Here is a 21,542-nt window from a genome sequence, read left to right on the forward strand (position 1 = left end):
GTCCTTTACGAGGAGAGCCGGGGGGTGGGTTCATGAGGACTGCGAGGACGCAGCCGGGGCGCTCTGGGCTCTGCGCCCGGCCCTGGCGACGGCGATCTGGCGGGCGACCCGGGGGCCGAGCACCGACAGCACGAGCAGCACACCGGTGACGACGATCTGCGACTGCGCGGAGACGTCCTGAAGGCTCATCACGTTCTGGAGCGCGCCGAGCAGGAAGACACCGGCGATCGCACCGCCCAGCGTGCCCTTGCCGCCGTCGAAGTCGATGCCGCCGAGGAGTACGGCGGCCACGACGGACAGCTCCAGGCCGGTGGCGTTGTCGTAGCGGGCGCTGGCGTAGTGCAGCGCCCAGAAGACGCCGGTGAGGGACGCCATCAGACCGGTCAGGGTGAACAGGATCAGCTTCTGCCGCCTGACCCGGATACCGGCGAACCGCGCGGCCTCCTCGCTCGCGCCGATCGCGAACAGCGACCGCCCGAAGGGGGTGGCATGCAGCGCGACCACGGCGATGGCGAGGAGCACGAGGAACGGCAGCAGGGCGTACGGGATGAACGTGTCGCCGATGCGTCCGGCGGCGAAGTCCAGGTACTGGGTGGGGAAGTCGGTCACCGCGTCGGAGCCGAGCACGATCTGTGCGATGCCCCGGTAGGCGGCGAGGGTGCCGATGGTGACGGCGAGGGACGGCAGTCCCAGCCTGGTGACGAGCAGTCCGTTGACCAGTCCGCAGACCACGCCGAGCAGCAGACAGATCGGGATGATCGTCTCGATGGTCATGCCCTGGTTCCACAGGGCGCCCATCACGGCGCCGGAGAGCCCCGCGGTGGAGGCGACCGACAGGTCGATCTCACCGGAGACCACCAGCAGGGTCATCGGCAGCGCGATCAGCGCGATCGGCAGGGTGTTGCCGATCAGGAAGGACAGGTTGAGCGCGTTGCCGAAGCCGTCCACCGTGGTGAAGGAGAACAGCAGCAGGACGACGAGCAGCGCACCGACGACCGTGTCCCATCGGACCGCGCGATGTGCCAAAGAAGCGGACTCAGGCATGGCGGGCGTTCCTCTTCTTCAGTGCGGTGGCCACGCGCAGGGCCACGATCCGGTCGACCGCGATGGCGAGGATGAGCAGGATGCCGTTGATCGCGAGCACCCAGACGGAGCTGACGCCGAGGGCGGGCAGCACGCTGTTGATGGAGGTCAGCAGCAGCGCGCCGAGCGCCGCGCCGTAGACGCTGCCGGAGCCGCCGGTGAAGACCACGCCGCCGACGACGACCGCGCTGACGACGGTGAGTTCGTAGCCGTTGCCGGTGCCGGAGTCGACGTTGCCGAACCGGGCCAGGTACAGGGCACCGGCGAGTCCGGCGAGCGCGCCGCAGAAGGTGTACGCGGCCAGGATGCGCTTGCGGACGGGGATACCGGCGAGCCGGGCGGCCTCCGGGTTGGAGCCGAGCGCGTACAGCTCCCGGCCGCTGCCGAAGTGCTTGAGGTAGTAGGCGGTGGCCACCAGCACGGCGAGCGCGATCAGCGCCAGGTAGGGAACCGCGGAGATGCCGCCGGAGCCGAAGTCGACGAAGCCGCCGGGCAGGTCGGCCGCGGTGATCTGGCGGGAGCCGACCCAGATGGAGTCGATGCCGCGGATGATGTAGAGCGTGCCGAGGGTGACCACCAGGGCGGGCACCTGGCCGAGGCTGACCAGCAGACCGTTGAGCAGTCCGAAGCCGATGCCCATCAGCACCGCGAGCGCGATGGCGACGACGGGGTTGCCGCCGTCTTGGAGGTAGACACCGGCGGCGAAGGCGCTGATGCCGAGGGTGGAGCCGACCGACAGGTCGACGTTGCGGGTGATGACGACCAGGGACTGGCCGGTGGCGACCAGCACCAGGATGGTCGCGTTCAGCAGCAGGTCCTTGATGCCCTGCTCGGAGAGGAACTCGCTGTTGCCCGCCTGGGTGACGCCGATCATCACCAGGAAGACCAGAAGGATCGCGAGTTCGCGCATCTTGAAGACGCGGTCGACCAGCCGGGTGCCGCTGGACTTGGGCACCTCGACGACGGGGGTCTTCTCGGGGGTGGTCACCGTCATGTGGCGGCCCTCCCGGTGGCTGCTGCCATCACGGATTCCTCGGTGGCTTCGGAGCGCGGGATCTCTGCGGTCAGGCGGCCCTCGTGCATCACCAGCACGCGGTCGGCCATGCCGAGGATCTCGGGCAGGTCGGAGGAGATCATCAGTACGGCGACACCGTCCGCGGCGAGCTGCGACAGCAGCCGGTGCACCTCCGCCTTGGTGCCCACGTCGATGCCACGGGTGGGCTCGTCGACGATGAGCACCTTGGGCCCGGTGGCGAGCCACTTGGCGAGGACGACCTTCTGCTGGTTGCCGCCGGACAGGGTGGCGACCGCGTCGGCGATCCGGGCGTACTTGACGTGCAGCTTGACGGCCCAGTCCAAGGACCGGCTGCGTTCGGCGCCCCGGTCCACCAGGCCCGCCCTCACCGTCGTACGCAGACCGGTGAGGCCGATGTTGCGCTCGATGGACATGTCCATCACCAGGCCCTGGGCGCGGCGGTCCTCGGGGACCAGGGCGAGTCCGGCGGCCATCGCGGTGGACGGGGCGCCGTTGGTGAGCCTGCGGCCGTCGAGTTCCACCTCGCCCGCGTCCCAGCGGTCGATGCCGAAGACGGCCCGGGCGACCTCCGTGCGCCCGGCGCCGACGAGTCCGGCGAGACCGACGATCTCTCCGCGGCGCACCTCGAAGGAGACGTCCGTGAAGACGCCCTCGCGGGTGAGGCGGCGCACGCTCAGCGCGACCTCGCCGGGGGTCACGTCCTGCTTGGGGTACAGCTCGTCGAGGTCGCGGCCGACCATGCGGCGCACCAGGTCGTCCTCGGTCATGCCGTCGAGGGGTTCGCTGGAGATCCAGGCGCCGTCGCGCAGGGTCGTCACCCGCTGGCAGATCTCGAAGATCTCCTCCAGCCGGTGCGAGATGAACAGCACGGCGGCGCCCTGTGCGCGCAGGGTCCGTACGACGCCGAAGAGACGGGCGACCTCGCTGCCGGTGAGGGCGGCGGTCGGCTCGTCCATGATCAGGACGCGGGCGTCGAAGGAGAGCGCCTTGGCGATCTCGACGATCTGCTGGTCGGCGATGGACAGACCGCGGGCCGGGCGCTCGGGGTCGAGTTCGACGCCGAGCCGGGCCATCAGGGCGAGGGTCGCCTCGTGCGTGGCCTTGTGGTCGATCCGACCGAGGGCGCGCCGCGGCTGGCGGCCCATGAAGATGTTCTCGGCGATCGAGAGGTCGGGGAAGAGCGTGGGCTCCTGGTAGATCACGGCGATACCGGCGTCGCGGGCGTCACCGGGTCCGTGGAAGACGACGGGCTCACCGTCGAGCAGCACCTGGCCGGCGTCCGGGCGGTGCACCCCGGCGAGGGTTTTGATCAGGGTCGACTTGCCGGCGCCGTTCTCACCGGCGAGGGCGTGCACCTCGCCGGGGAACAGCTCCAGGGAGACGTCCCGCAGAGCGCGTACCGCGCCGAAGGACTTGGAGATGTCCTTCAGCGCAAGCACCGGCGCCGGACCCGTTGCGGACGGGTGGGTCATGGGGGCTCCTCGACGACGCGGCGTGACCGGCGAGCGACCCGCACGGCGTCGTGAAAGGTTTCAACTGGGTTGCCGGGACGTTAGGCAGGCGGGGCTTGTCACGTCAATGGGTCCGTGTCGAAAAGTTTTCGATAGCCGAAGGTCACAACCGGATCACGGACAGCCCGGTCGGTCAGAGTGCTTGACACCCCCGCTGGCGGCTCATAGCTTGCCGTTCTGAATCGTTTCATCAACTGTCGTTTGCCACAGGAGCCCTCAAGTGACCGATGTCGCCGCGGTGAAGGCCGCCCTGAAGACCCAGGCCATCGAGACGCCGTCGTGGGCGTACGGGAACTCGGGGACCCGTTTCAAGGTGTTCGCCCAGGCCGGTGTGCCCCGCGATCCCTACGAGAAGCTGGCCGACGCGGCCAAGGTGCACGAGTTCACCGGTGTGGCGCCGACCGTGGCGCTGCACATCCCCTGGGACAAGGTCGAGGACTACGCCGCGCTGGCGAAGTTCGCCGAGGAGCACGGGGTGCGGCTCGGCGCCATCAACTCCAACACCTTCCAGGACGACGACTACAAGCTCGGCAGCGTCTGCCACCCGGACGCGGCGGTCCGCCGCAAGGCCGTCGACCACCTGCTGGAGTGCGTCGACATCATGGACGCCACCGGCTCCCGCGATCTGAAGCTGTGGTTCGCCGACGGCACGAACTATCCCGGCCAGGACGACATCCGGGCCCGGCAGGACCGGCTCGCCAAGGCCCTGGCGGAGGTGTACGAGCGGCTCGGGGACGGGCAGCGGATGCTGCTGGAGTACAAGTTCTTCGAGCCCGCGTTCTACTCGACGGACGTGCCGGACTGGGGGACGGCGTACGCGCACTGCCTGAAGCTCGGGCCCAAGGCGCAGGTCGTGGTCGACACGGGGCACCACGCGCCGGGGACCAACATCGAGTTCATCGTCGCCACGCTGCTGCGGGAGGGGAAGCTCGGCGGGTTCGACTTCAACTCGCGGTTCTACGCCGATGACGACCTGATGGTGGGGGCGGCCGATCCGTTCCAGCTGTTCCGGATCATGTACGAGGTGGTGCGGGGTGGCGGGTTCACGCCGGAGGTGGCGTTCATGCTCGACCAGTGCCACAACATCGAGGCGAAGATACCGGCGATCATCCGGTCGGTGATGAACGTGCAGGAGGCCACGGCGAAGGCGTTGCTGGTGGACCGGGAGGCGCTTGTCGCTGCGCAGGCTTCGGGGGATGTGCTGGGCGCCAACGGTGTGGTGATGGACGCGTTCAATACGGACGTGCGGCCGCTGCTTCGTGAGGTGCGCGAGGAAATGGGGGTCGCCCCCGAGCCCATGGCCGCGTATGCCTCTTCCGGGTGGGGGGAGCGGATCGTGGCTGAGCGGGTTGGTGGGGAGCAGGCCGGGTGGGGGGCGTGAGCGTCTGCCGGGTTCTGTTCGTCGCGGACTGCGGGCCGAGTGTGGCTGGTCGCGCAGTTCCCCGCGCCCCTATGGGGGCGCTCACCATCCCCTTCTTCGAAAAGGACTGAATGATCATGGCAACCCACCCCGAGGCCGCCGCTCTGCTCGCCCGGTCGCACCGGCTCGGTGCTGATCCGCGGAACACCAACTACGCGGGGGGCAACGCCTCCGCCAAGGGGACCGGGACCGATCCCGTCACCGGGGGTGACGTGGAGCTGATGTGGGTCAAGGGGTCCGGCGGGGATCTCGGGACGCTGACCGAGGCGGGTCTCGCCGTGCTGCGTCTCGACCGGATGCGGGCGCTCGTGGACGTGTACCCGGGCGTGGAGCGCGAGGACGAGATGGTCGCCGCGTTCGACTACTGCCTGCACGGCAAGGGCGGCGCCGCCCCGTCGATCGACACCGCGATGCACGGGCTGGTGGAGGCCGCGCACGTCGACCATCTGCACCCCGACTCCGGGATCGCGCTGGCCTGCGCGGCGGACGGGGAGAAGCTGACCGCCGAGTGCTTCGGCGACACCGTGGTGTGGGTGCCGTGGCGGCGGCCCGGGTTCCAGCTGGGCCTGGACATCGCCGCGGTGAAGGCCGCCAACCCGCAGGCCATCGGCTGCGTCCTCGGCGGGCACGGGATCACCGCCTGGGGCGACACCTCCGAGGAGTGCGAGCGCAACTCGCTGCACATCATCCGCACCGCGGAGGCGTTCCTGGAGGAGAAGGGGAAGGCGGAGCCCTTCGGGCCCGTCATCGAGGGCTACCAGGCGCTGCCGGAGGCCGAGCGGCGGGAGCGGGCGGCGGCGCTGGCGCCGTACGTGCGCGCCGTCGCGTCGAAGGACAGGACGCAGGTCGGGCACTTCAACGACTCCGACGTGGTGCTCGGCTTCCTGGCCGCCGCAGAGCACCCGCGCCTCGCCGCGCTGGGCACCTCCTGCCCCGACCACTTCCTGCGCACCAAGGTGCGCCCGCTGGTCCTGGACCTGCCGCCGACCGCCCCGCTGGACGAGGCGGTCGCCCGGCTGAAGGAGCTGCACGCCGAGTACCGCGAGGAGTACGCCGCCTACTACCAGCGGCACGCCGAGCCCGGCTCCCCCGCGATGCGCGGCGCGGACCCGGCGATCGTGCTGGTGCCGGGCGTGGGCATGTTCTCCTTCGGCAAGGACAAGCAGACGGCGCGGGTCGCCGGTGAGTTCTACGTCAACGCCATCAACGTGATGCGGGGCGCGGAGGCGGTGTCGACGTACGCGCCGATCGAGGAGTCGGAGAAGTTCCGCATCGAGTACTGGGCGCTGGAGGAGGCCAAGCTCCAGCGGATGCCGAAGCCGAAGGCGCTGGCCACCCGGGTGGCGCTGGTCACCGGCGCGGGCAGCGGGATCGGGAGGGCGATCGCGCAGCGGCTGGTCGCCGAGGGCGCCTGTGTGGTCGTGGCGGATCTGAACGGGGAGAACGCGGCGGCCGTCGCCGAGGAGCTGGGCGGTCCGGACAAGGCCGTCGCGGTGACCGTGGACGTCACCTCCGAGGAGCAGATCGCCGAGGCGTTCAAGGCGGCGCTGCTCGCGTTCGGCGGGGTCGACCTGGTGGTGAACAACGCCGGGATCTCCGTCTCCAAGCCGCTGCTGGAGACGTCCGCGAAGGACTGGGACCTCCAGCACGACATCATGGCCCGCGGTTCGTTCCTGGTGTCGCGGGAGGCGGCGCGGGTGATGATCGCCCAGGAGCTGGGCGGCGACGTGGTCTACATCGCCTCGAAGAACGCCGTGTTCGCCGGGCCGAACAACATCGCCTACTCGGCCACCAAGGCCGACCAGGCCCACCAGGTGCGTCTGCTCGCCGCCGAGCTGGGTGAACACGGCATCCGCGTCAACGGCGTCAACCCGGACGGCGTGGTGCGCGGCTCGGGCATCTTCGCGGGCGGCTGGGGCGCCCAGCGCGCCGCGGTGTACGGGGTGCCGGAGGAGAAGCTGGGCGAGTTCTACGCCCAGCGCACCCTGCTCAAGCGCGAGGTGCTGCCGGAGCATGTCGCCAACGCCGTGTTCGCCCTGACCGGCGGCGAGCTGTCGCACACCACCGGCCTGCACGTCCCGGTCGACGCCGGTGTCGCGGCCGCCTTCCTGCGATGAGCGCGCCCGTGAAGTCGTACGCCGCGGTCGACCTGGGCGCGTCCAGCGGGCGCGTCATGGTCGGCCGCGTCGGCCCCGAGACCCTGGAGCTGGCCGAGGCGCACCGGTTCGTGAACCGGCCGGTGCGGGTGCCGGAGGGGCTGCGCTGGGATGTGCTCGGGCTGTACGCCGGGGTCCTGGAGGGGCTGCGGGCGGCAGGTCGGGTCGACTCCGTCGGCATCGACAGCTGGGCCGTCGACTACGGCCTGCTGGACGCCGACGGGGCGCTGCTCGGCAATCCGGTGCACTACCGGGACGCCCGCACCGACGGGATCGCGGAGCAGGTCCGGGCGACCGTGCCCGCCGAGGAGCTGTACACGGCGACCGGTCTCCAGTACGCCCCCTTCAACACCCTGTACCAGCTCACGGCGGCGCGTTCGTCGGCGCAGTTCGGGCAGGCGGCACGGCTGCTGCTGATCCCGGACCTGCTGACGTACTGGCTCACCGGCGCGCAGGGCACCGAGCTGACCAACGCCTCCACGACCCAGCTGATCGACCCCCGTACGCGGGACTGGTCGTACGAGGTGGCGGAGCGGCTGGGGATCGACCTCGGCCTCTTCCCGCCGCTGCGGCGGCCCGGGGACGCGGCGGGAGTGCTGCGGCCGGAGGTGCTGGAGGAGACGGGGCTGCGCGGGCCGGTGCCGGTGCGGGCGGTCGCCTCGCACGACACCGCGTCCGCGGTGGCCGCCGTACCCTCGGTGGGCGAGCGGTTCGCCTACATCTGCACCGGTACCTGGTCGCTGGCCGGTCTTGAGCTGGACTCGCCGGTGCTCACCGAGGAGAGCCGGGCCGCCAACTTCACCAACGAGCTGGGCATCGACGGCACGGTCCGCTACCTGCGCAACATCATGGGCCTGTGGCTGCTCCAGGAGTGCGTGCGGGCGTGGGGCGAGCCGGACCTCGGTGCGCTGCTGCGGGAGGCCGCCCGGGTACCGGCGCTGCGGTCGGTGGTGGACGCGGGCGACGCGGCGTTCCTGGCGCCGGGCCGGATGCCGGAGCGGATCGCCGAGGCGTGCCGGGCGGCGGGGCAGCCGGTGCCGGAGTCACGGGCGGAGATCACCCGCTGCATCCTGGACTCCCTCGCCCTGGCCCACCGCCGGGCGATCGAGGACGCCCAGCGGCTCGCGGACCATCCGGTGGACGTCGTGCACATCGTGGGCGGCGGCACCCGCAACGCGCTGCTGTGCCAGCTGACCGCCGACGCCCTGGGGCTGCCGGTGGTGGCGGGCCCGACGGAGGCGGCGGCGTTCGGCAACGTGCTCGTCCAGGCGCGGGCCGACGCGCTGGTGGGCGACCGGACCGACATGCGGCACCTGCTGGTGCGCACCCAGCCGCTCACCCGGTACGAGCCGCGCGGTGACGCGGAGCGGTGGCACGCGGCGGCGGCCCGGCTCGGCGCCGCGCCGGACGGCGCGCACTCCTGAGCCGTGCGGGTGAGCGCGGTCTCCCCCGGCCGCCTCACCCGCACTACCCTGCACCCATCCGATGACCGAGGAACGAGGAGCCGCCATGCGTGTCGCCCTGTTCATGACCTGCATCAACGACACGCTCTATCCGGACACCGGGCGCGCCGTGGTGAAACTGCTGACCAGACTGGGCGTCGAGGTCGACTTCCCGATGGCACAGACCTGCTGCGGGCAGGCCCACTACAACACCGGCTACCGCCATGAGACGGAGCCGATGGCCCGGCATTTCTCCGATGTCTTCGGGGAGTACGAGGCGATCGTGACGCCGTCCGGATCGTGTGCGGCGATGGTGCGGGAGCTGTATCCGCGGATGGGTGAGCGGGCCCGCGCCGAGGGCCGGGGCAGCGGGCTGGCGACCGCGCTGGCGCCGATGGTGCCGAAGACGTACGAGCTGACGGAGTTCCTGGTGGACGTGGTGGGGGTGACGGACGTCGGGGCGTACTACCCGCACAGGGTGACCTATCACCCGACCTGCCACGGGCTGCGCGGTCTGGGGCTCGGTGAGCGGCCCCGGCGGCTGCTGGAGGCGGTCAAGGGGCTGGAGCTGGTGGAGCTGCCGGGCGCGGAGGAGTGCTGCGGTTTCGGCGGCACCTTCTCGCTGAAGAACTCCGATGTCTCGGCGGCGATGGGCGCCGACAAGGTACGCAACGCCAAGTCGACGGGCGCCGAGGTGCTGTGCGCGGCCGACAACTCCTGTCTGATGCACATCGGCGGCACGATGACCCGGCTCGGCACGGACATGCGGCCGGTGCACATCGCGGAGATCCTGGCGAGCACGGAGGAGGAGACGGCGGCATGAGCGGAACCTTCGTCGGAATGCCCGCCTTCCCCGAGGCGGCGCACGAGGCGGTGCGGAACACCACCCTGCGGGGCAATCTGCGGCACGCCACCCACACCATCCGCGCCAAGCGGGCCAAGGCGGTCGCCGAGGTCGAGGACTGGGCGCAGCTGCGGGAGGCGGGCAGGCGGATCAAGGACCACACGCTGCGCCACCTGGACCGCTATCTGGAGCGGTTGGAGGAGGCGGTGACGGCGGCGGGCGGCACGGTCCACTGGGCCGCCGACGCCGAGGAGGCCAACCGGATCGTCACCGAGCTGGTGAAGGCGACCGGGGAGTCCGAGGTCGTCAAGGTCAAGTCGATGGCCACCCAGGAGATCGGGCTCAACGAGGCGCTGGAGGCCGCGGGCATCCGCGCCTACGAGACCGATCTGGCCGAGCTGATCGTGCAGCTGGGCAAGGACCGGCCCTCGCACATCCTGGTCCCGGCGATCCACCGCAACCGGGGTGAGATCCGGGACATCTTCGCCAAGGAGATGAGCGAGTGGGGGCGACCGGCTCCCGAGGGCCTGACCGACACCCCCGCCGAACTCGCCGAGGCGGCCCGGCTGCACCTGCGGGAGAAGTTCCTGCGGGCCAAGGTCGGCATCTCCGGCGCCAACTTCATGGTCGCGGAGACCGGCACGCTGGTCGTGGTGGAGTCCGAGGGCAACGGGCGGATGTGCCTCACGCTCCCCGAGACGCTGATCTCGGTGGTCGGCATCGAGAAGACCGTGCCGACCTGGCGGGACCTGGAGGTGTTCCTCCAGACACTGCCCCGCTCGTCGACGGCCGAACGGATGAACCCGTACACCAGCACCTGGACCGGGACGTCGGACTCGGACGGTCCGCGCGCCTTCCACCTCGTGCTGCTCGACAACGGCCGCACCGACACCCTCGCCGACGAGGTCGGCCGCCAGGCCCTGCGCTGCATCCGCTGCTCGGCCTGTCTGAACGTGTGCCCGGTGTACGAGCGGGCGGGCGGGCACGCCTACGGCTCGGTGTATCCCGGCCCGATCGGCGCCATCCTCAGCCCGCAGCTGCGGGGCACCGGGAGCGAGATCGACGCCTCCCTGCCGTACGCGTCGTCGCTGTGCGGCGCCTGCTACGAGGTGTGCCCGGTGGCCATCGACATCCCCGAGGTGCTGGTGCACCTGCGGGAGCGGGTGGTGCAGGGCGGCCAGGTGACCCGGGCGGGCAACAAGGTGGTGCTGAAGCCCGCCAGGGGCCACGCCGCCGAGCGCGCCGCGATGCGGGCGGCCCGCTGGGCGTTCGCCCGCCCCGGCGCCCTGCGCGCCGGGCAGCGGCTCGCCTCCCGCACCCGGCGCTTCCACCCCCGCACCCTGCCCGGTCCCGGCCGGGCGTGGAGCGGCACCCGGGACCTGCCACCGCTGCCGACAGAGCCGTTCCGTGACTGGTGGCAGCGCACCAACGGCGGAAAGGACGCGAAGTGAGCAGCAGGGACCGGATCCTGGGCCGGGTGCGGCGCGCGCTGGCGGACGTACCGCCCGACGAGCCGTCGTACGACGCTGCGGTCACCCGGGACTACCTCACCGAGCACGGGGACCGCGACGTCGCGCGGACGGTGGAGCTGCTGGCCGAGAACCTCGCGGACTACCGGGCGATCGTGCACCGCTGCGCCGCCGCCGAGTTGCCCGCGCTGATCGCCCGGCTGCTCACCGAGCACGGCGCCGGGTCAGTGCTGGTGCCGCCGGGGCTGGACGAGGGCTGGCTCACGGAGAGCGGGGTGACCCGGGTCGCCGACCGGGCGGAGAGCACGGCGCAGGAGCTGGACCGGGTGGACAGCGTGGTCACGGGCTGCGCGGTGGCGATCGCGGAGACGGGCACGATCGTGCTGGACGGCTCCCCCGACCAGGGCCGCCGCCGGATCACCCTCGTCCCCGACCACCACATCTGTGTCGTACGGGTGCCGGAGCAGGTCGTCGCGTCGGTCCCGCTGGCCATGCCCCGCCTCGACCCGTTGCGCCCGCTGACCTGGATCTCCGGCCCCTCGGCGACCAGCGACATCGAGCTGGACCGGGTGGAGGGGGTGCACGGGCCGCGCGTGCTGGAGGTCGTACTGGTCGATCAGTGAGCCTTCACACCTTCCTTCATACCTCTCGCATTTGCCTAAAAGCTTTAGGTAAATGCATACTCGGTCTTGCCCGAGGAGAGGAGCGCCATGGCACGCGCAGGACTGACACCCGAGCTGCTGACCCGGGTGGGGGCGGAGCTGGCCGACGAGGTCGGCTTCGACCAGGTCACCGTCTCCGCGCTGGCCCGGCGGTTCGACGTGAAGGTCGCGAGCCTCTACTCGCACCTGAGGAACTCCCAGGAGCTGCGGACCAGGATCGCGCTGCTCGCGCTGGCGGAGATGGCCGACCGGGCGGCCGACGCGCTCGCCGGGCGCGCGGGCAAGGACGCCCTCGTCGCCTTCGCGCACGTCTACCGCGACTACGCCCGTGAGCACCCCGGCCGCTACACCGCGGCCCGGCTCCCGCTCGACCCGGAGACCGCCGCCGCCAGCGCGGGCGTCCGGCACTCCCGGATGACCCGGGCCATCCTGCGCGGCTACGACCTGGCCGAGCCCGACCAGACCCATGCCGTCCGGCTGCTGGGCAGCGTCTTCCACGGCTACGTCAGCCTGGAGGCGGCGGGCGGCTTCAGCCACAGCGAACCCTCCTCCGAGGAGAGCTGGGACCGCGTCCTGGACGCCCTCGACGCCCTGCTGCGGAACTGGCCCGCGGCCGGTCCGGGCCCCATCGGCACGACGGATTGAGACCATGCGCACCGAGCCCCACTGGATCACCACCCCCCTCACCGCGGACCTGCTGCGCGGCGCCCTCGACCTGGAGCACACCGTGCACGGCCTGCTGCCGCACCGGCTGCCCGCCAGGGCCCGCGCCCAGAACACCGACCCCCAGCTGGCCATGGCGGAGTCCCAGCCGTCCGGCGTACGGCTCGCCTTCCGCAGCCACGCCACCGCCGTCGAACTGGACACCCTGCCCACCAAGCGCGGCTACACGGGCGCCCCGCCGCGCCCGGACGGCGTCTACGAACTGCTGGTCGACGGCGAACCGGCCGGGCGGACCACCGTGACCGGCGGCCACACCGTCACCGTCGACATGAGCACCGGCCAGAGCGAGCTGCGGCCCGGCCCGCCCGGCACCGCCCGTTTCACCGGGCTGCCAAAGCGCGCCAAGGACATCGAGATCTGGCTGCCGCACAACGAGATCACCGAGCTGGTCGCGCTGCGCACCGACGCCCCCGTGGAGCCGCTGCCGGACCGGGGCCGCAAGGTGTGGCTGCACCACGGCAGTTCGATCAGCCACGGCTCCGACGCGGCGGGCCCCACCACCACCTGGCCCGCGCTGGCCTCCCGGCTCGCGGGCGTTGAGCTGGTCAACCTCGGCCTGGGCGGCAGCGCCCTGCTGGACCCGTTCGTCGCGCGCGCCCTGCGGGACACCCCGGCCGACCTGATCAGCGTCAAGATCGGCATCAACATCGTCAACCAGGACCTGATGCGGCTGCGGGCCTTCACCCCCGCCGTGCACGGCTTCCTGGACACCGTCCGCGAGGGCCACCCCGACGTCCCGCTGCTGGTCGTCTCCCCCATCCTGTGCCCCATGCACGAGGACACCCCGGGGCCCACCGCCTACGACTTCGCCGCGCTGGGTGAGGGCCGCCTCGGCTTCCGGGCCACCGGTGACCCGGCGGAGACCGCGAACGGCAAGCTGACCCTGGCCGTCGTCCGCGAGGAGCTGGCCGGGATCGTCGAGCGGCGCGCGGCCGACGACCCGAACCTGCACCACCTCGACGGCCGGGCGCTCTACGGCGAGTCCGACACGGCCGAACTGCCGCTCCCGGACGGGCTGCACCCCGACGCCGCCACCCACCGCCGGATGGGCGAGCGCTTCGCCCGGGTGGCGTTCGCGCCCGACGGCCCCTTCAGGCGCGACGGCCGGTGACCGCCCGCGGCTCCGCCCCGTCGTACGCGCGCCGGGCGCTCTCGACCTTCCCCAGGTTGTCGGTGGCCCACTCCGCGAGTCCCGCGAAGAGCGGGGCGAGGCTGCGGCCGAGGTCGCTGATCTCGTACTCCACGCGCGGCGGGACCTCCGGGTGGTAGGTGCGGGTGACCAGCCCGTCGCGTTCGAGCTGGCGCAGGCGCTGGGTGAGCACCTTCGGGGTGATGTGGGTGATCCCGCGCTGGAGTTCGACGAAGCGCTGACGGCCGAAGGTGTGCAGGGACCACAGGATCGGGGTGGTCCACCGGCTGAAGACGATGTCCACGACGGGACTGATCGGGCAGGCCAGCTCGGGATCGGTGCTGTCAACGGTGGCCATAGGTCCCCTCCGAGGTAGTCACTTTCCCCTAGGTACCCACTATCCCCCCGATGTTAGCTTCCCCGCGTCAACCGAGAGCGACTGCTGGGGAGTTGGACATGATCGTGGTGACGGGGGCGACCGGTAACGTCGGGCGCCCGCTGGTACGGACCCTCGCGGCGGCCGGTGCGCCGGTGACCGCGACCTCGCGCGGGGTGCTCGACGCGGACCTGCCGGACGGGGTACGGCGGCTGCCCGCCGACCTCACCGACGTGGAGAGCCTGCGGCCCGTCCTGGACGGCGCCGCCGCGCTGTTCCTCCAGAACGGCGGGCCGAGCGCCCACCTGCTCGACGCGCCGGGCGTCCTGGGCGCCGCGAAGGCCGCGGGCGTCGAGCGCGTCGTCCTGCTGTCCTCGCAGGGGGTGACGACCCGCCCGGAGTCGGCCTCCCACGGCGGCGTCGCACGGGCCATCGAGGACGCCGTACGGCAGTCGGGACTGGAGTGGACGGTCCTCAGGCCCGGCGGCTTCGCGTCCAACGCGTTCGCCTGGGCCGGGTCGGTGCGCGCCGAACGGACGGTCGCCGCGCCGTTCGCGGACACCGGACTGCCCGTGATCGACCCGGACGACATCGCCGGGGTCGCCGCCGCGGCGCTGCGCGAGGACGGCCACGCCGGGCGGAGCTACGAGCTGACCGGTCCGGCGCTCGTCACCCCGCGCGAGCAGGCGGCGGCCCTCGGCGACGCGCTCGGGGAACCGGTCCGCTTCGTCGAGCTGACCCGGGAGCAGGCCCGGGAGGCGATGCTGGCGTTCCTGCCGGAGCCCGTGGTAGAGACAACGCTGGCCATCCTCGGTGCGCCGACCCCGGCCGAGCGGCGGATCAGCCCCGACGCCGAACGGGTCCTCGGGCGCCCGCCGCGCACCTTCGCGGAGTGGGCCCGGCGGTACGCGGCCGCGTTCCGGTGAGCCGGTGACCCGTGACAGATCGGGTGAACAAGCGCTTGGATAGGGGCGGACCCCATCGCCGCGATGCCCGGAGGGCCGGTTGTTCACTTCCGTCGACGATGTCTCCGCCCGGCTCGCGGAGACCGGATACCTGGCGTCCCCCGCCGTCGCCACCACCGTCTTCCTCGCCGACCGGCTCGGCAAGCCACTGCTCGTGGAGGGCCCGGCGGGTGTCGGCAAGACGGAGCTGGCGAAGGCGGTGGCCCGGGTCGCGGGCGCCCGGCTGGTGCGGCTCCAGTGCTACGAGGGCGTCGACGAGTCCCGGGCGCTGTACGAGTGGAACCACGCCAAGCAGCTGCTGCGGATCAGCGCGGGCCGCGACGAGACCTGGGACGAGACCCGCACCGACATCTTCAGCGAGGAGTTCCTGCTCCCCAGGCCGCTGCTCACCGCCATCCGCGGCGACGAGCCGAAGGTGCTGCTGATCGACGAGACCGACAAGGCGGATGTGGAGGTGGAGGGCCTGCTGCTGGAGGTCCTCAGCGACTTCCAGGTGACCGTGCCCGAGCTGGGCACGGTCACCGCCACCCGCCGCCCGTTCGTCGTGCTCACCTCCAACGCCACCCGGGAACTCTCCGAGGCGCTGCGCCGCCGCTGCCTCTTCCTGCACATCGGGTTCCCGGAGGAGGAGCTGGAGCGGCGGATCGTACGGCTGAAGGTGCCCGGCATCGAGACCGCGCTCGCGGAGTCGGTGGTCCGGGTCGTGGGGGCGCTGCGCGCGCTGGACCTGCGCAAGGCACCGTCGGTCGCGGAGACCGTCGACTGGGCCCGCACCCTGCTGGCGCTCGGCGCGGACACCCTCGACGAGAAGGTCGTACGGGACACCCTGGGCGTGGTCCTCAAGCACCAGGACGACGTCGTCAAGGCGGCGGCCAAGCTCGACCTGGACGCCGTGTGACGGCCCCGGACCCCCTCGTGGGCCGGCTGACGGGGCTGGTGGCCGCCCTGCGCGGGCACGGCATGCGGATCGGCACCGGGGAGACGGTTGACGCGGCACACGCGGTGGCCGAACTCGGTCTCGCGGACCGGGAGCTGCTGCGCGAGGGGCTGGCGGCGACACTGCTGCACACCCAGGCCCAGCGGCCGGTGTTCGACCCGGTCTTCGACCTGTACTTCCCGCGCGGCGTCGGCGGTCCCGGGGCGGGCACGACGGACCGGGACGACCTGCGGGAGCGGCTGGCCGCCGCGCTCACCGCGAACGACACCGAGCTGCTGGGACGGCTGGCGGCACAGGCCGTGGACGGGTTCGGCGGGTACGGGAGTTCCCCGGGGTCGGACGGCTGGTCGTCGTACCAGACGCTGGACCGGATCCGTCCGCAGACGCTGCTCGCGCGGGTGCGGCAGGGCATGCGGCCCGGCGCGCAGGGGTTCGCCGACCGGCTGCTGGACGACGAGATCCGGCGCCGGATCGAGGTGTTCCGGGGGCAGGTGGCCGCGGAGGCGCGGCAGCGGGTCGCCGAGCGGCGCGGGCGCGACGAGATCGCCCGGCGGGCGGTGGCGCCGACCGCTGACCGGGTGGACTTCCTGTACGCGGGGAAGGACCGGGTCGCCGAACTGCGCCGGACCGTACGGCCGCTGGCCCGCAAGCTGGCCACCCGGCTGGCCGCCCGCCGCCGTCGCGCCACCCGGGGCACCATCGACCTGCGCCGCACCCTGCGCGGCTCGCTGTCCACGGGCGGGGTGCCGATGCGGCCGGTGCTGCGCAGACGCCGCCCGGCCCGGCCGGAACTGGTGCTGCTGTGCGATGTGTCGGGGTCGGTGGCGGGCTTCTCCGACTTCACGATGCTGCTGGTGCAGGCGCTGCACGACCAGTTCAGCAAGGTGCGGGTGTTCGCCTTCGTCAACCGGATCGACGAGGTGACCGGGCTGCTGGAGCACGGCGCCGCCGACCCGGAAGGGCTGGGCGCCCGCATCCGGGCCGAGGCGACGCTCACCGGCTGGCACGGCAGCAGTGACTACGGCGTCGCCCTGGGCGAGTTCGCGGAACGGTACGGCGCCGCGGTGGGCCCGCGGACCACGGTGTTCGTCCTCGGTGACGCGCGCACCAACATGGGCGACCCGAACCTGCCCGCCGTACGCCGGATCGCCGAGCGGGCCCGGCGCCTGTACTGGCTCAACCCCGAGCCGCGCGCCCAGTGGGGCACGGGCGACTCCGCGGCACCCGAGTACGCCGGGGTGGTGGAGATGCACGAGTGCCGCAACGCCCGTCAACTCGGCGCGATCGTGTCCCGGCTGCTGCCGGTGTGAACGGACGGCGGGCCCCTCGGTCGGCTAGTCGGCCTTGGCGTACTCCTGGGCCATCTGTCCGGCGAAGTCGTAGGCCACGCAGGGCTCGTCGCCGACCACCCAGGCGTCGTGGCCGGGCGGGCACACGAAGACGTCGCCGGGGCCGACCTCCTGCTCCCCGCCGTCGTCCATGGCGATGTGCAGACGTCCGCTGACCACGTAGCCGTTGTGGTGGACCTGGCAGCTGTCGGTCCCGGCGAGCGGCTTCACCGACTCCGACCAGCGCCAGCCCGGTTCGAACGTCGCCACGGCGAAGTCCAGCCCCGACATGTGGACCGCCTCCAGGTGGCCCCGGGGGAAATCGCGGCGCTCGTCGGGCTTGTCCAGCGTCTTGACCTCCAGCATGACGCTCTCCCTTCCGGCCGCGGGGCCGGTCTCCGGCTGCCCCCACTGGCACCGCGGTGACCCCGCCGCCGCCCTTCCATCGTCCGCCCGTCCAGCGGGCGCCGCCATTCGGGGACGGACCGTCAGGCCCCGTGCCCGCACAGCTCCGCGAAGCGTTCCGCGTCGACGTTGCCGCCGGAGACGATCACCCCGATCCGGCGCGGCAGCGGGGTCACCCGGCCGGTGAGGAGGGCGGCGAGCGGGGTGGCGCCGCTGGGCTCGACGACCGTCTTCAGCCGTTCGAAGGCGAAGCGCATCGCCTCGCGGATCTCCTCGTCGCCGACCAGGACGACGGCGTCCACCAGCCGCCGGTTCACGGCGAAGGTCAGTTCGCCCGGGGTGGTGATGGCCTGCCCGTCGGCGATGGTGCGCGGGACGGGCACGCTGATCCGGCGGCCCGCCGCCAGCGACCGTCTGGTGTCGTCCCCGGCCTCCGGTTCCACGCCGACGACGCGGATGCCCGGGTGCAGGTCCTTGGCCGCGAGGGCGCTCCCGGCGATCAGCCCGCCGCCGCCGACCGGGACGACCAGGGCGTCCAGTTCCCCGGTCTCCTCCAGGAGTTCCAGTGCCGCGGTGCCCTGTCCGGCGACGACGTCGGGATGGTCGTACGGCGGGATGAGGGTGAGGCCGCGTTCGGCGGCCAGGGCCTCGGCGATGGCGGCCCGGTCGCCGGAGTAGCGGTCGTAGGTGACGATCTCGGCGCCGTACCCGGCGGTCGCCGCGACCTTGGAGCGCGGGGCGTCCTCGGGCATGACGATCACGGCGGTGGTGCCGAGTTCCCGGGCGGCGAGGGCGACGGCCTGGGCGTGGTTGCCGGACGAGTAGGCGGCGATGCCCCGGGCGAGGCGCTCGGGCGCCAGCCGGGACGCCGCGTGGTAGGCGCCGCGGAACTTGAAGGCACCCACGCGCTGGAGGTTCTCGCACTTGAGGAAGACCTCGGCGCCGACGCGGGCGTCGAGGGTGCGCGAGCGCAGCACCGGGGTGCGGTGCACGACGCCCTCGAGCCGGGTGGCGGCGGCGCGGACGTCGGCGGCGGTGACCTCAGGGGTGCTGGTCGTCACGGGGTCCTCCCTCGGGGTGCGGCGACGGCGGAACGGGCGGCGGCCCGCCCCGCCGCCATGTCCGGACATTCCGTCCGATCACTGTACTCACCGTCCAGGCACTCGGCGCCTGTGACCGACGCCACACCGGATACCGGCAAGTTTTGCCGCTCACGGTGATTGCCGCGCCGCTTCCGTCCGTACTCCCTGGCGTTCGGGCTGTTCACTACGGGAGGCACGATGCGCCTGTCGCGCAATTTGGTCGGGACCGTCTTCGTGGGCGGCGCGCTGAGTCTGACGCTCACCGCGCTCGCGTACCCGGCCGTGCTCGGCATCGACAAGACCGCCTCGGACACCAGCCGGATCATCGCCAACACCCAGTACGGCCCGCTGACCGAGGCCGACCGCGACTTCGTGGTCAAGGTGCGCTCCGCAGGACTGTGGGAGTACCCGCTGGGCGAGCTGGCCATGGAGCGGGGCACCACCGCGGAGATGAAGGAGGCCGGGGAGCACCTGATCGTCGGGCATGCGGCGCTGGACGCGACCTGCCGGAAGATCGCCCCCGAGCTGGGCATCATCCTGCCCAACCAGGCGACCCCGCAGCAGCAGCAGTTCGTGGCGACCATCGAGTCCAAGTCCGGCCGGGAGTTCGACTCCACCGCCGCCAACATCATGCGGGTCACCCACGGCCAGATCTTCCCGGCGATCGCGAAGATCCGCGCCAGCACCCAGAACACGCTCGTGCGGCAGCTCGCCGACCAGGCCAACGACACCGTCCTGGACCACATCACCGTGCTGGAGAACACCGGCATGGTCAACTACGACCAGGTCAACTTCCAGCAGACCGCGCCCCCGAAGCTGCCCCAGGAGCAGCTGACCCCGCCCCCGCCGCAGCCCGGCTCCCCGGTCGTCGTCCTCACCCCGCGCCCCGACCTCGACGTCCAGACCACCGGGCCGTCGCCCAGCCCGAGCCCGACGGTGCGCTGAGCGGGCCGTACCGCCCGGTCCACGTCGGACCGGGCGGTACGCACATAGGATGATCCCCACGGGTCACGCGCGGGCATGTCCGTGGTCCCCCGACCGCGGGACCGGCCCGCCGGGAGGAGGGGTCAACCATGGGCGCGCCACGCCTCAGCAGTACACCGTTGCCAGGGATCGGCGTCCGCTACGACCTGACGACGCGGGAGCAGCGCCATCTGTCGGTGGTCGCCCACCGCGACGGCCAGCGGACGCTGAACGCCTACGCCAAGGACGACCCCGACGCGTGCTCGCTGTCGGTGCGGCTGACCTCCGAGGAGGCCGCGACCCTCATCGACGCGCTGGTGCCCGAGCACCACACGCCGAACCTGCTCTCCACCACCGACCTCGGACTGGTGGCCGAGCGGATCGAACTGTCCGCGGTCTCCCACTGGAACGGACGGCTGCTCGGCGACACCCGGATGCGCACGGACACCGGCGCCTCCATCGTGGCGGTGCTGCGCCGGGCCGAGGCCATCCCCTCCCCCGCCCCCGACTTCCGGCTGGCCGGCGGGGACACCCTGATCGTGATCGGCACCCGGGAGGGTGTGGAGGCGGCCGCCTCGATCCTCGGGCGGGAGTGAACCGACGTGCACTCCTCAGCTGTCTTCCTGATCGAGTTCGGCGCGATCATCCTCGCCCTGGGGCTGCTGGGGCGGTTCGCCGCCCGGTTCCAGTTCTCGCCGATCCCCCTCTATCTGCTCGCCGGGCTCGCGTTCGGGCACGGTGGGCTGCTGCCGCTCGGGACCAGTGAGGAGTTCGTCGCCATCGGCGCCGAGATAGGCGTCATCCTGCTGCTGGTGATGCTCGGCCTGGAGTACACGGCCAGCGATCTGGTGACCAACCTCAAGACGCACTACCCGGCCGGGCTGGTCGACGCCGCGCTCAACGCCCTGCCGGGCGCGGCGATGGCGCTGCTGCTGGGCTGGGGGCCGGTCGCCGCGGTCGTCCTGGCCGGGGTCACCTGGATCTCCTCGTCCGGCGTGATCGCCAAGGTCCTCGGCGACCTGGGCCGCCTCGGCAACCGGGAGACGCCGACGATCCTGAGCATCCTCGTCCTCGAGGACCTCTCCATGGCGGTCTACCTGCCGGTGATCACCGCGCTGCTCGCCGGGACCGGACTCGCCGCTGGAGGCGTGACGCTGGCGATCGCGCTCGGGGTGGCGGGGCTGGTGCTGTTGCTGGCGGTGCGCTACGGGCGGCACATCTCGCGGTTCGTCTCCAGCGACGACCCCGAGAAGCTGCTGCTGGTGGTGCTGGGGCTGACCCTGCTGGTCGCCGGGATCGCCCAGCAGCTCCAGGTGTCGGCGGCGGTGGGAGCGTTCCTGGTGGGCATCGCGCTCTCCGGTGAGGTCGCCGAGGGCGCGCACACGCTGCTCGCGCCGCTGCGGGACCTGTTCGCCGCGGTGTTCTTCGTCTTCTTCGGACTGCACACCGACCCGGCGACCATCCCGCCGGTGCTGCTGCCCGCGCTGGCGCTGGCAGCGGTGACGGCGCTGACGAAGATCGCCACCGGCTACTGGGCCGCCCGGCGCGCCGGGATATCCGTCAAGGGCCGCTGGCGGGCGGGGGGCGCGCTGGTGGCGCGCGGCGAGTTCTCGATCGTCATCGCGGGGCTCGCCGTCACCGCGGGGATCGAACCGGATCTGGGCCCGCTGGCCACGGCGTACGTGCTGATCCTGGTCATCGTCGGCTCGCTCACCGCGCGCTTCACCGAGCCCGTCGCCCTGCGCGTGACCGCGCTGCTGCACCGGGGCGGGGCGGCGGGGCCGGTGCCGGGGCCGCCCGCGGCGCGGCCCGAGCAGCCGGTCGACGACCATGACACGGTGGGCCGCTGACGCCTGCGGCGGGCGGGTGGTGGATCGGGGGCCGGTGGGGGATCGGGGGCGGGTGCGTCATGACTGGTCGCGCGGTTCCCCGCGCCTCCGGGGCGTGCCGTTGCCGTGGCCTGTCTGCTGAGGGCGTTGTTGCTCGGTGCGCGGTTCCCCGCGCCCCTGGG

The 21,542-nt window shown here is 72.3% G+C and carries 20 protein-coding genes; 14 read left to right on the forward strand and 6 right to left on the reverse strand.

The features are described 5' to 3' along the window. Positions 1–30 precede the first annotated feature (30 nt). From KBY47_RS04690 to KBY47_RS04700, 3 genes are read right to left on the reverse strand one after another with little or no spacing between them, the layout of a single operon-like run. Entirely contained in the window at positions 31–1,044 is a 1,014-nt protein-coding gene (locus KBY47_RS04690) for an ABC transporter permease (protein WP_210919604.1), read from the reverse strand. Next, a complete protein-coding gene (locus tag KBY47_RS04695; RefSeq protein WP_210919605.1) occupies positions 1,037–2,077 on the reverse strand; it encodes an ABC transporter permease in 1,041 nt (346 codons plus the stop codon). The genes KBY47_RS04690 and KBY47_RS04695 overlap by 8 nt, the downstream gene beginning before the upstream one ends. After that, positions 2,074–3,591 (reverse strand): sugar ABC transporter ATP-binding protein, encoded by a 1,518-nt coding sequence (locus KBY47_RS04700; RefSeq protein ID WP_210919606.1) that lies wholly within the window; start codon positions 3,589–3,591, stop codon positions 2,074–2,076. The genes KBY47_RS04695 and KBY47_RS04700 overlap by 4 nt, the downstream gene beginning before the upstream one ends. Before the next feature lie 259 nt (positions 3,592–3,850). On the opposite strand from KBY47_RS04700, the gene rhaI reads away from it, so the two are divergent. The 8 genes from rhaI to KBY47_RS04740 all read left to right on the forward strand — a co-directional run bounded on the left by rhaI (position 3,851) and on the right by KBY47_RS04740 (position 13,457). Continuing rightward, positions 3,851–5,011, forward strand: a complete 1,161-nt coding sequence (gene rhaI / locus KBY47_RS04705) for an L-rhamnose isomerase (protein ID WP_210919607.1) — start codon at positions 3,851–3,853, stop codon at positions 5,009–5,011. A gap of 116 nt (positions 5,012–5,127) precedes the next feature. Further along, entirely contained in the window at positions 5,128–7,167 is a 2,040-nt protein-coding gene (locus tag KBY47_RS04710) for a bifunctional aldolase/short-chain dehydrogenase (RefSeq protein WP_210919608.1), read from the forward strand. Continuing rightward, positions 7,164–8,630, forward strand: coding sequence for a rhamnulokinase family protein (locus tag KBY47_RS04715; protein WP_210919609.1), 1,467 nt, complete (start codon positions 7,164–7,166; stop codon positions 8,628–8,630). The genes KBY47_RS04710 and KBY47_RS04715 overlap by 4 nt, the downstream gene beginning before the upstream one ends. An 85-nt stretch (positions 8,631–8,715) precedes the next feature. Beyond that, a complete protein-coding gene (locus KBY47_RS04720; protein ID WP_210919610.1) occupies positions 8,716–9,471 on the forward strand; it encodes a (Fe-S)-binding protein in 756 nt (251 codons plus the stop codon). Then, positions 9,468–10,943, forward strand: a complete 1,476-nt coding sequence (locus KBY47_RS04725; protein WP_210919611.1) for a lactate utilization protein B — start codon at positions 9,468–9,470, stop codon at positions 10,941–10,943. Before KBY47_RS04720 ends, KBY47_RS04725 begins: the two co-directional genes overlap by 4 nt. Further along, positions 10,940–11,584, forward strand: a complete 645-nt coding sequence (locus KBY47_RS04730) for a lactate utilization protein C (RefSeq protein WP_210919612.1) — start codon at positions 10,940–10,942, stop codon at positions 11,582–11,584. The genes KBY47_RS04725 and KBY47_RS04730 overlap by 4 nt, the downstream gene beginning before the upstream one ends. Positions 11,585–11,671: 87 nt before the next feature. Then, positions 11,672–12,268 (forward strand): TetR/AcrR family transcriptional regulator, encoded by a 597-nt coding sequence (locus KBY47_RS04735; protein WP_210919613.1) that lies wholly within the window; start codon positions 11,672–11,674, stop codon positions 12,266–12,268. 4 nt (positions 12,269–12,272) lie between these two features. Then, positions 12,273–13,457: a GDSL-type esterase/lipase family protein gene (locus KBY47_RS04740; RefSeq protein ID WP_210919614.1), complete on the forward strand. Its 1,185-nt coding sequence runs from the start codon at positions 12,273–12,275 to the stop codon at positions 13,455–13,457. On the opposite strand, the gene KBY47_RS04745 is transcribed toward KBY47_RS04740, so the two are convergent. After that, positions 13,438–13,833, reverse strand: coding sequence for a helix-turn-helix domain-containing protein (locus KBY47_RS04745; protein ID WP_210919615.1), 396 nt, complete (start codon positions 13,831–13,833; stop codon positions 13,438–13,440). The genes KBY47_RS04740 and KBY47_RS04745 overlap by 20 nt on opposite strands. A 98-nt stretch (positions 13,834–13,931) precedes the next feature. On the opposite strand from KBY47_RS04745, the gene KBY47_RS04750 reads away from it, so the two are divergent. From KBY47_RS04750 to KBY47_RS04760, 3 genes are all read left to right on the forward strand, one after another. Further along, a complete protein-coding gene (locus KBY47_RS04750; RefSeq protein ID WP_210919616.1) occupies positions 13,932–14,777 on the forward strand; it encodes an NAD(P)H-binding protein in 846 nt (281 codons plus the stop codon). Between the two features lie 79 nt (positions 14,778–14,856). Continuing rightward, complete coding sequence (locus KBY47_RS04755) at positions 14,857–15,714, forward strand: MoxR family ATPase (protein WP_210919617.1); 858 nt, start codon at positions 14,857–14,859, stop codon at positions 15,712–15,714. A 62-nt stretch (positions 15,715–15,776) separates the two neighbouring features. Next, complete coding sequence (locus KBY47_RS04760) at positions 15,777–17,063, forward strand: VWA domain-containing protein (protein WP_210919698.1); 1,287 nt, start codon at positions 15,777–15,779, stop codon at positions 17,061–17,063. Positions 17,064–17,087: 24 nt separating this feature from the next. On the opposite strand, the gene KBY47_RS04765 is transcribed toward KBY47_RS04760, so the two are convergent. Continuing rightward, entirely contained in the window at positions 17,088–17,447 is a 360-nt protein-coding gene (locus KBY47_RS04765; RefSeq protein WP_210919618.1) for a cupin domain-containing protein, read from the reverse strand. A 122-nt stretch (positions 17,448–17,569) separates the two neighbouring features. Beyond that, on the reverse strand, positions 17,570–18,547 hold the full coding sequence (locus tag KBY47_RS04770) for a threo-3-hydroxy-L-aspartate ammonia-lyase (RefSeq protein ID WP_210919619.1): 978 nt from the start codon (positions 18,545–18,547) through the stop codon (positions 17,570–17,572). Between the two features lie 219 nt (positions 18,548–18,766). On the opposite strand from KBY47_RS04770, the gene KBY47_RS04775 reads away from it, so the two are divergent. The 3 genes from KBY47_RS04775 to KBY47_RS04785 all read left to right on the forward strand — a co-directional run bounded on the left by KBY47_RS04775 (position 18,767) and on the right by KBY47_RS04785 (position 21,381). Further along, the gene (locus KBY47_RS04775; protein WP_210919620.1) at positions 18,767–19,513 is read left to right on the forward strand and encodes a DUF4142 domain-containing protein; all 747 of its coding nucleotides are present in this window, start codon (positions 18,767–18,769) and stop codon (positions 19,511–19,513) included. A gap of 128 nt (positions 19,514–19,641) precedes the next feature. After that, complete coding sequence (locus tag KBY47_RS04780) at positions 19,642–20,127, forward strand: cation:proton antiporter regulatory subunit (RefSeq protein ID WP_210919621.1); 486 nt, start codon at positions 19,642–19,644, stop codon at positions 20,125–20,127. 6 nt (positions 20,128–20,133) lie between these two features. Continuing rightward, entirely contained in the window at positions 20,134–21,381 is a 1,248-nt protein-coding gene (locus KBY47_RS04785; protein ID WP_210919622.1) for a cation:proton antiporter, read from the forward strand. Positions 21,382–21,542: the final 161 nt, after the last annotated feature.

Origin of the sequence: Streptomyces sp. B93 (assembly GCF_018070565.1) — a bacterium.
GTDB lineage: Bacteria > Actinomycetota > Actinomycetes > Streptomycetales > Streptomycetaceae > Streptomyces.

Bases quoted from the DNA above. Each gene is read 5' to 3' on its own strand.
- KBY47_RS04690 (WP_210919604.1), bottom strand. From the start codon at position 1,044: ATGCCTGAGTCCGCTTCTTTGGCACATCGCGCGGTCCGATGGGACACG.
- KBY47_RS04695 (WP_210919605.1), bottom strand. From the start codon at position 2,077: ATGACGGTGACCACCCCCGAGAAGACCCCCGTCGTCGAGGTGCCCAAG.
- KBY47_RS04700 (WP_210919606.1), bottom strand. From the start codon at position 3,591: ATGACCCACCCGTCCGCAACGGGTCCGGCGCCGGTGCTTGCGCTGAAG.
- KBY47_RS04710 (WP_210919608.1), top strand. From the start codon at position 5,128: ATGGCAACCCACCCCGAGGCCGCCGCTCTGCTCGCCCGGTCGCACCGG.
- KBY47_RS04715 (WP_210919609.1), top strand. From the start codon at position 7,164: ATGAGCGCGCCCGTGAAGTCGTACGCCGCGGTCGACCTGGGCGCGTCC.
- KBY47_RS04720 (WP_210919610.1), top strand. From the start codon at position 8,716: ATGCGTGTCGCCCTGTTCATGACCTGCATCAACGACACGCTCTATCCG.
- KBY47_RS04725 (WP_210919611.1), top strand. From the start codon at position 9,468: ATGAGCGGAACCTTCGTCGGAATGCCCGCCTTCCCCGAGGCGGCGCAC.
- KBY47_RS04735 (WP_210919613.1), top strand. From the start codon at position 11,672: ATGGCACGCGCAGGACTGACACCCGAGCTGCTGACCCGGGTGGGGGCG.
- KBY47_RS04740 (WP_210919614.1), top strand. From the start codon at position 12,273: ATGCGCACCGAGCCCCACTGGATCACCACCCCCCTCACCGCGGACCTG.
- KBY47_RS04745 (WP_210919615.1), bottom strand. From the start codon at position 13,833: ATGGCCACCGTTGACAGCACCGATCCCGAGCTGGCCTGCCCGATCAGT.
- KBY47_RS04750 (WP_210919616.1), top strand. From the start codon at position 13,932: ATGATCGTGGTGACGGGGGCGACCGGTAACGTCGGGCGCCCGCTGGTA.
- KBY47_RS04760 (WP_210919698.1), top strand. From the start codon at position 15,777: ATGCGGATCGGCACCGGGGAGACGGTTGACGCGGCACACGCGGTGGCC.
- KBY47_RS04765 (WP_210919618.1), bottom strand. From the start codon at position 17,447: ATGCTGGAGGTCAAGACGCTGGACAAGCCCGACGAGCGCCGCGATTTC.
- KBY47_RS04775 (WP_210919620.1), top strand. From the start codon at position 18,767: ATGCGCCTGTCGCGCAATTTGGTCGGGACCGTCTTCGTGGGCGGCGCG.
- KBY47_RS04780 (WP_210919621.1), top strand. From the start codon at position 19,642: ATGGGCGCGCCACGCCTCAGCAGTACACCGTTGCCAGGGATCGGCGTC.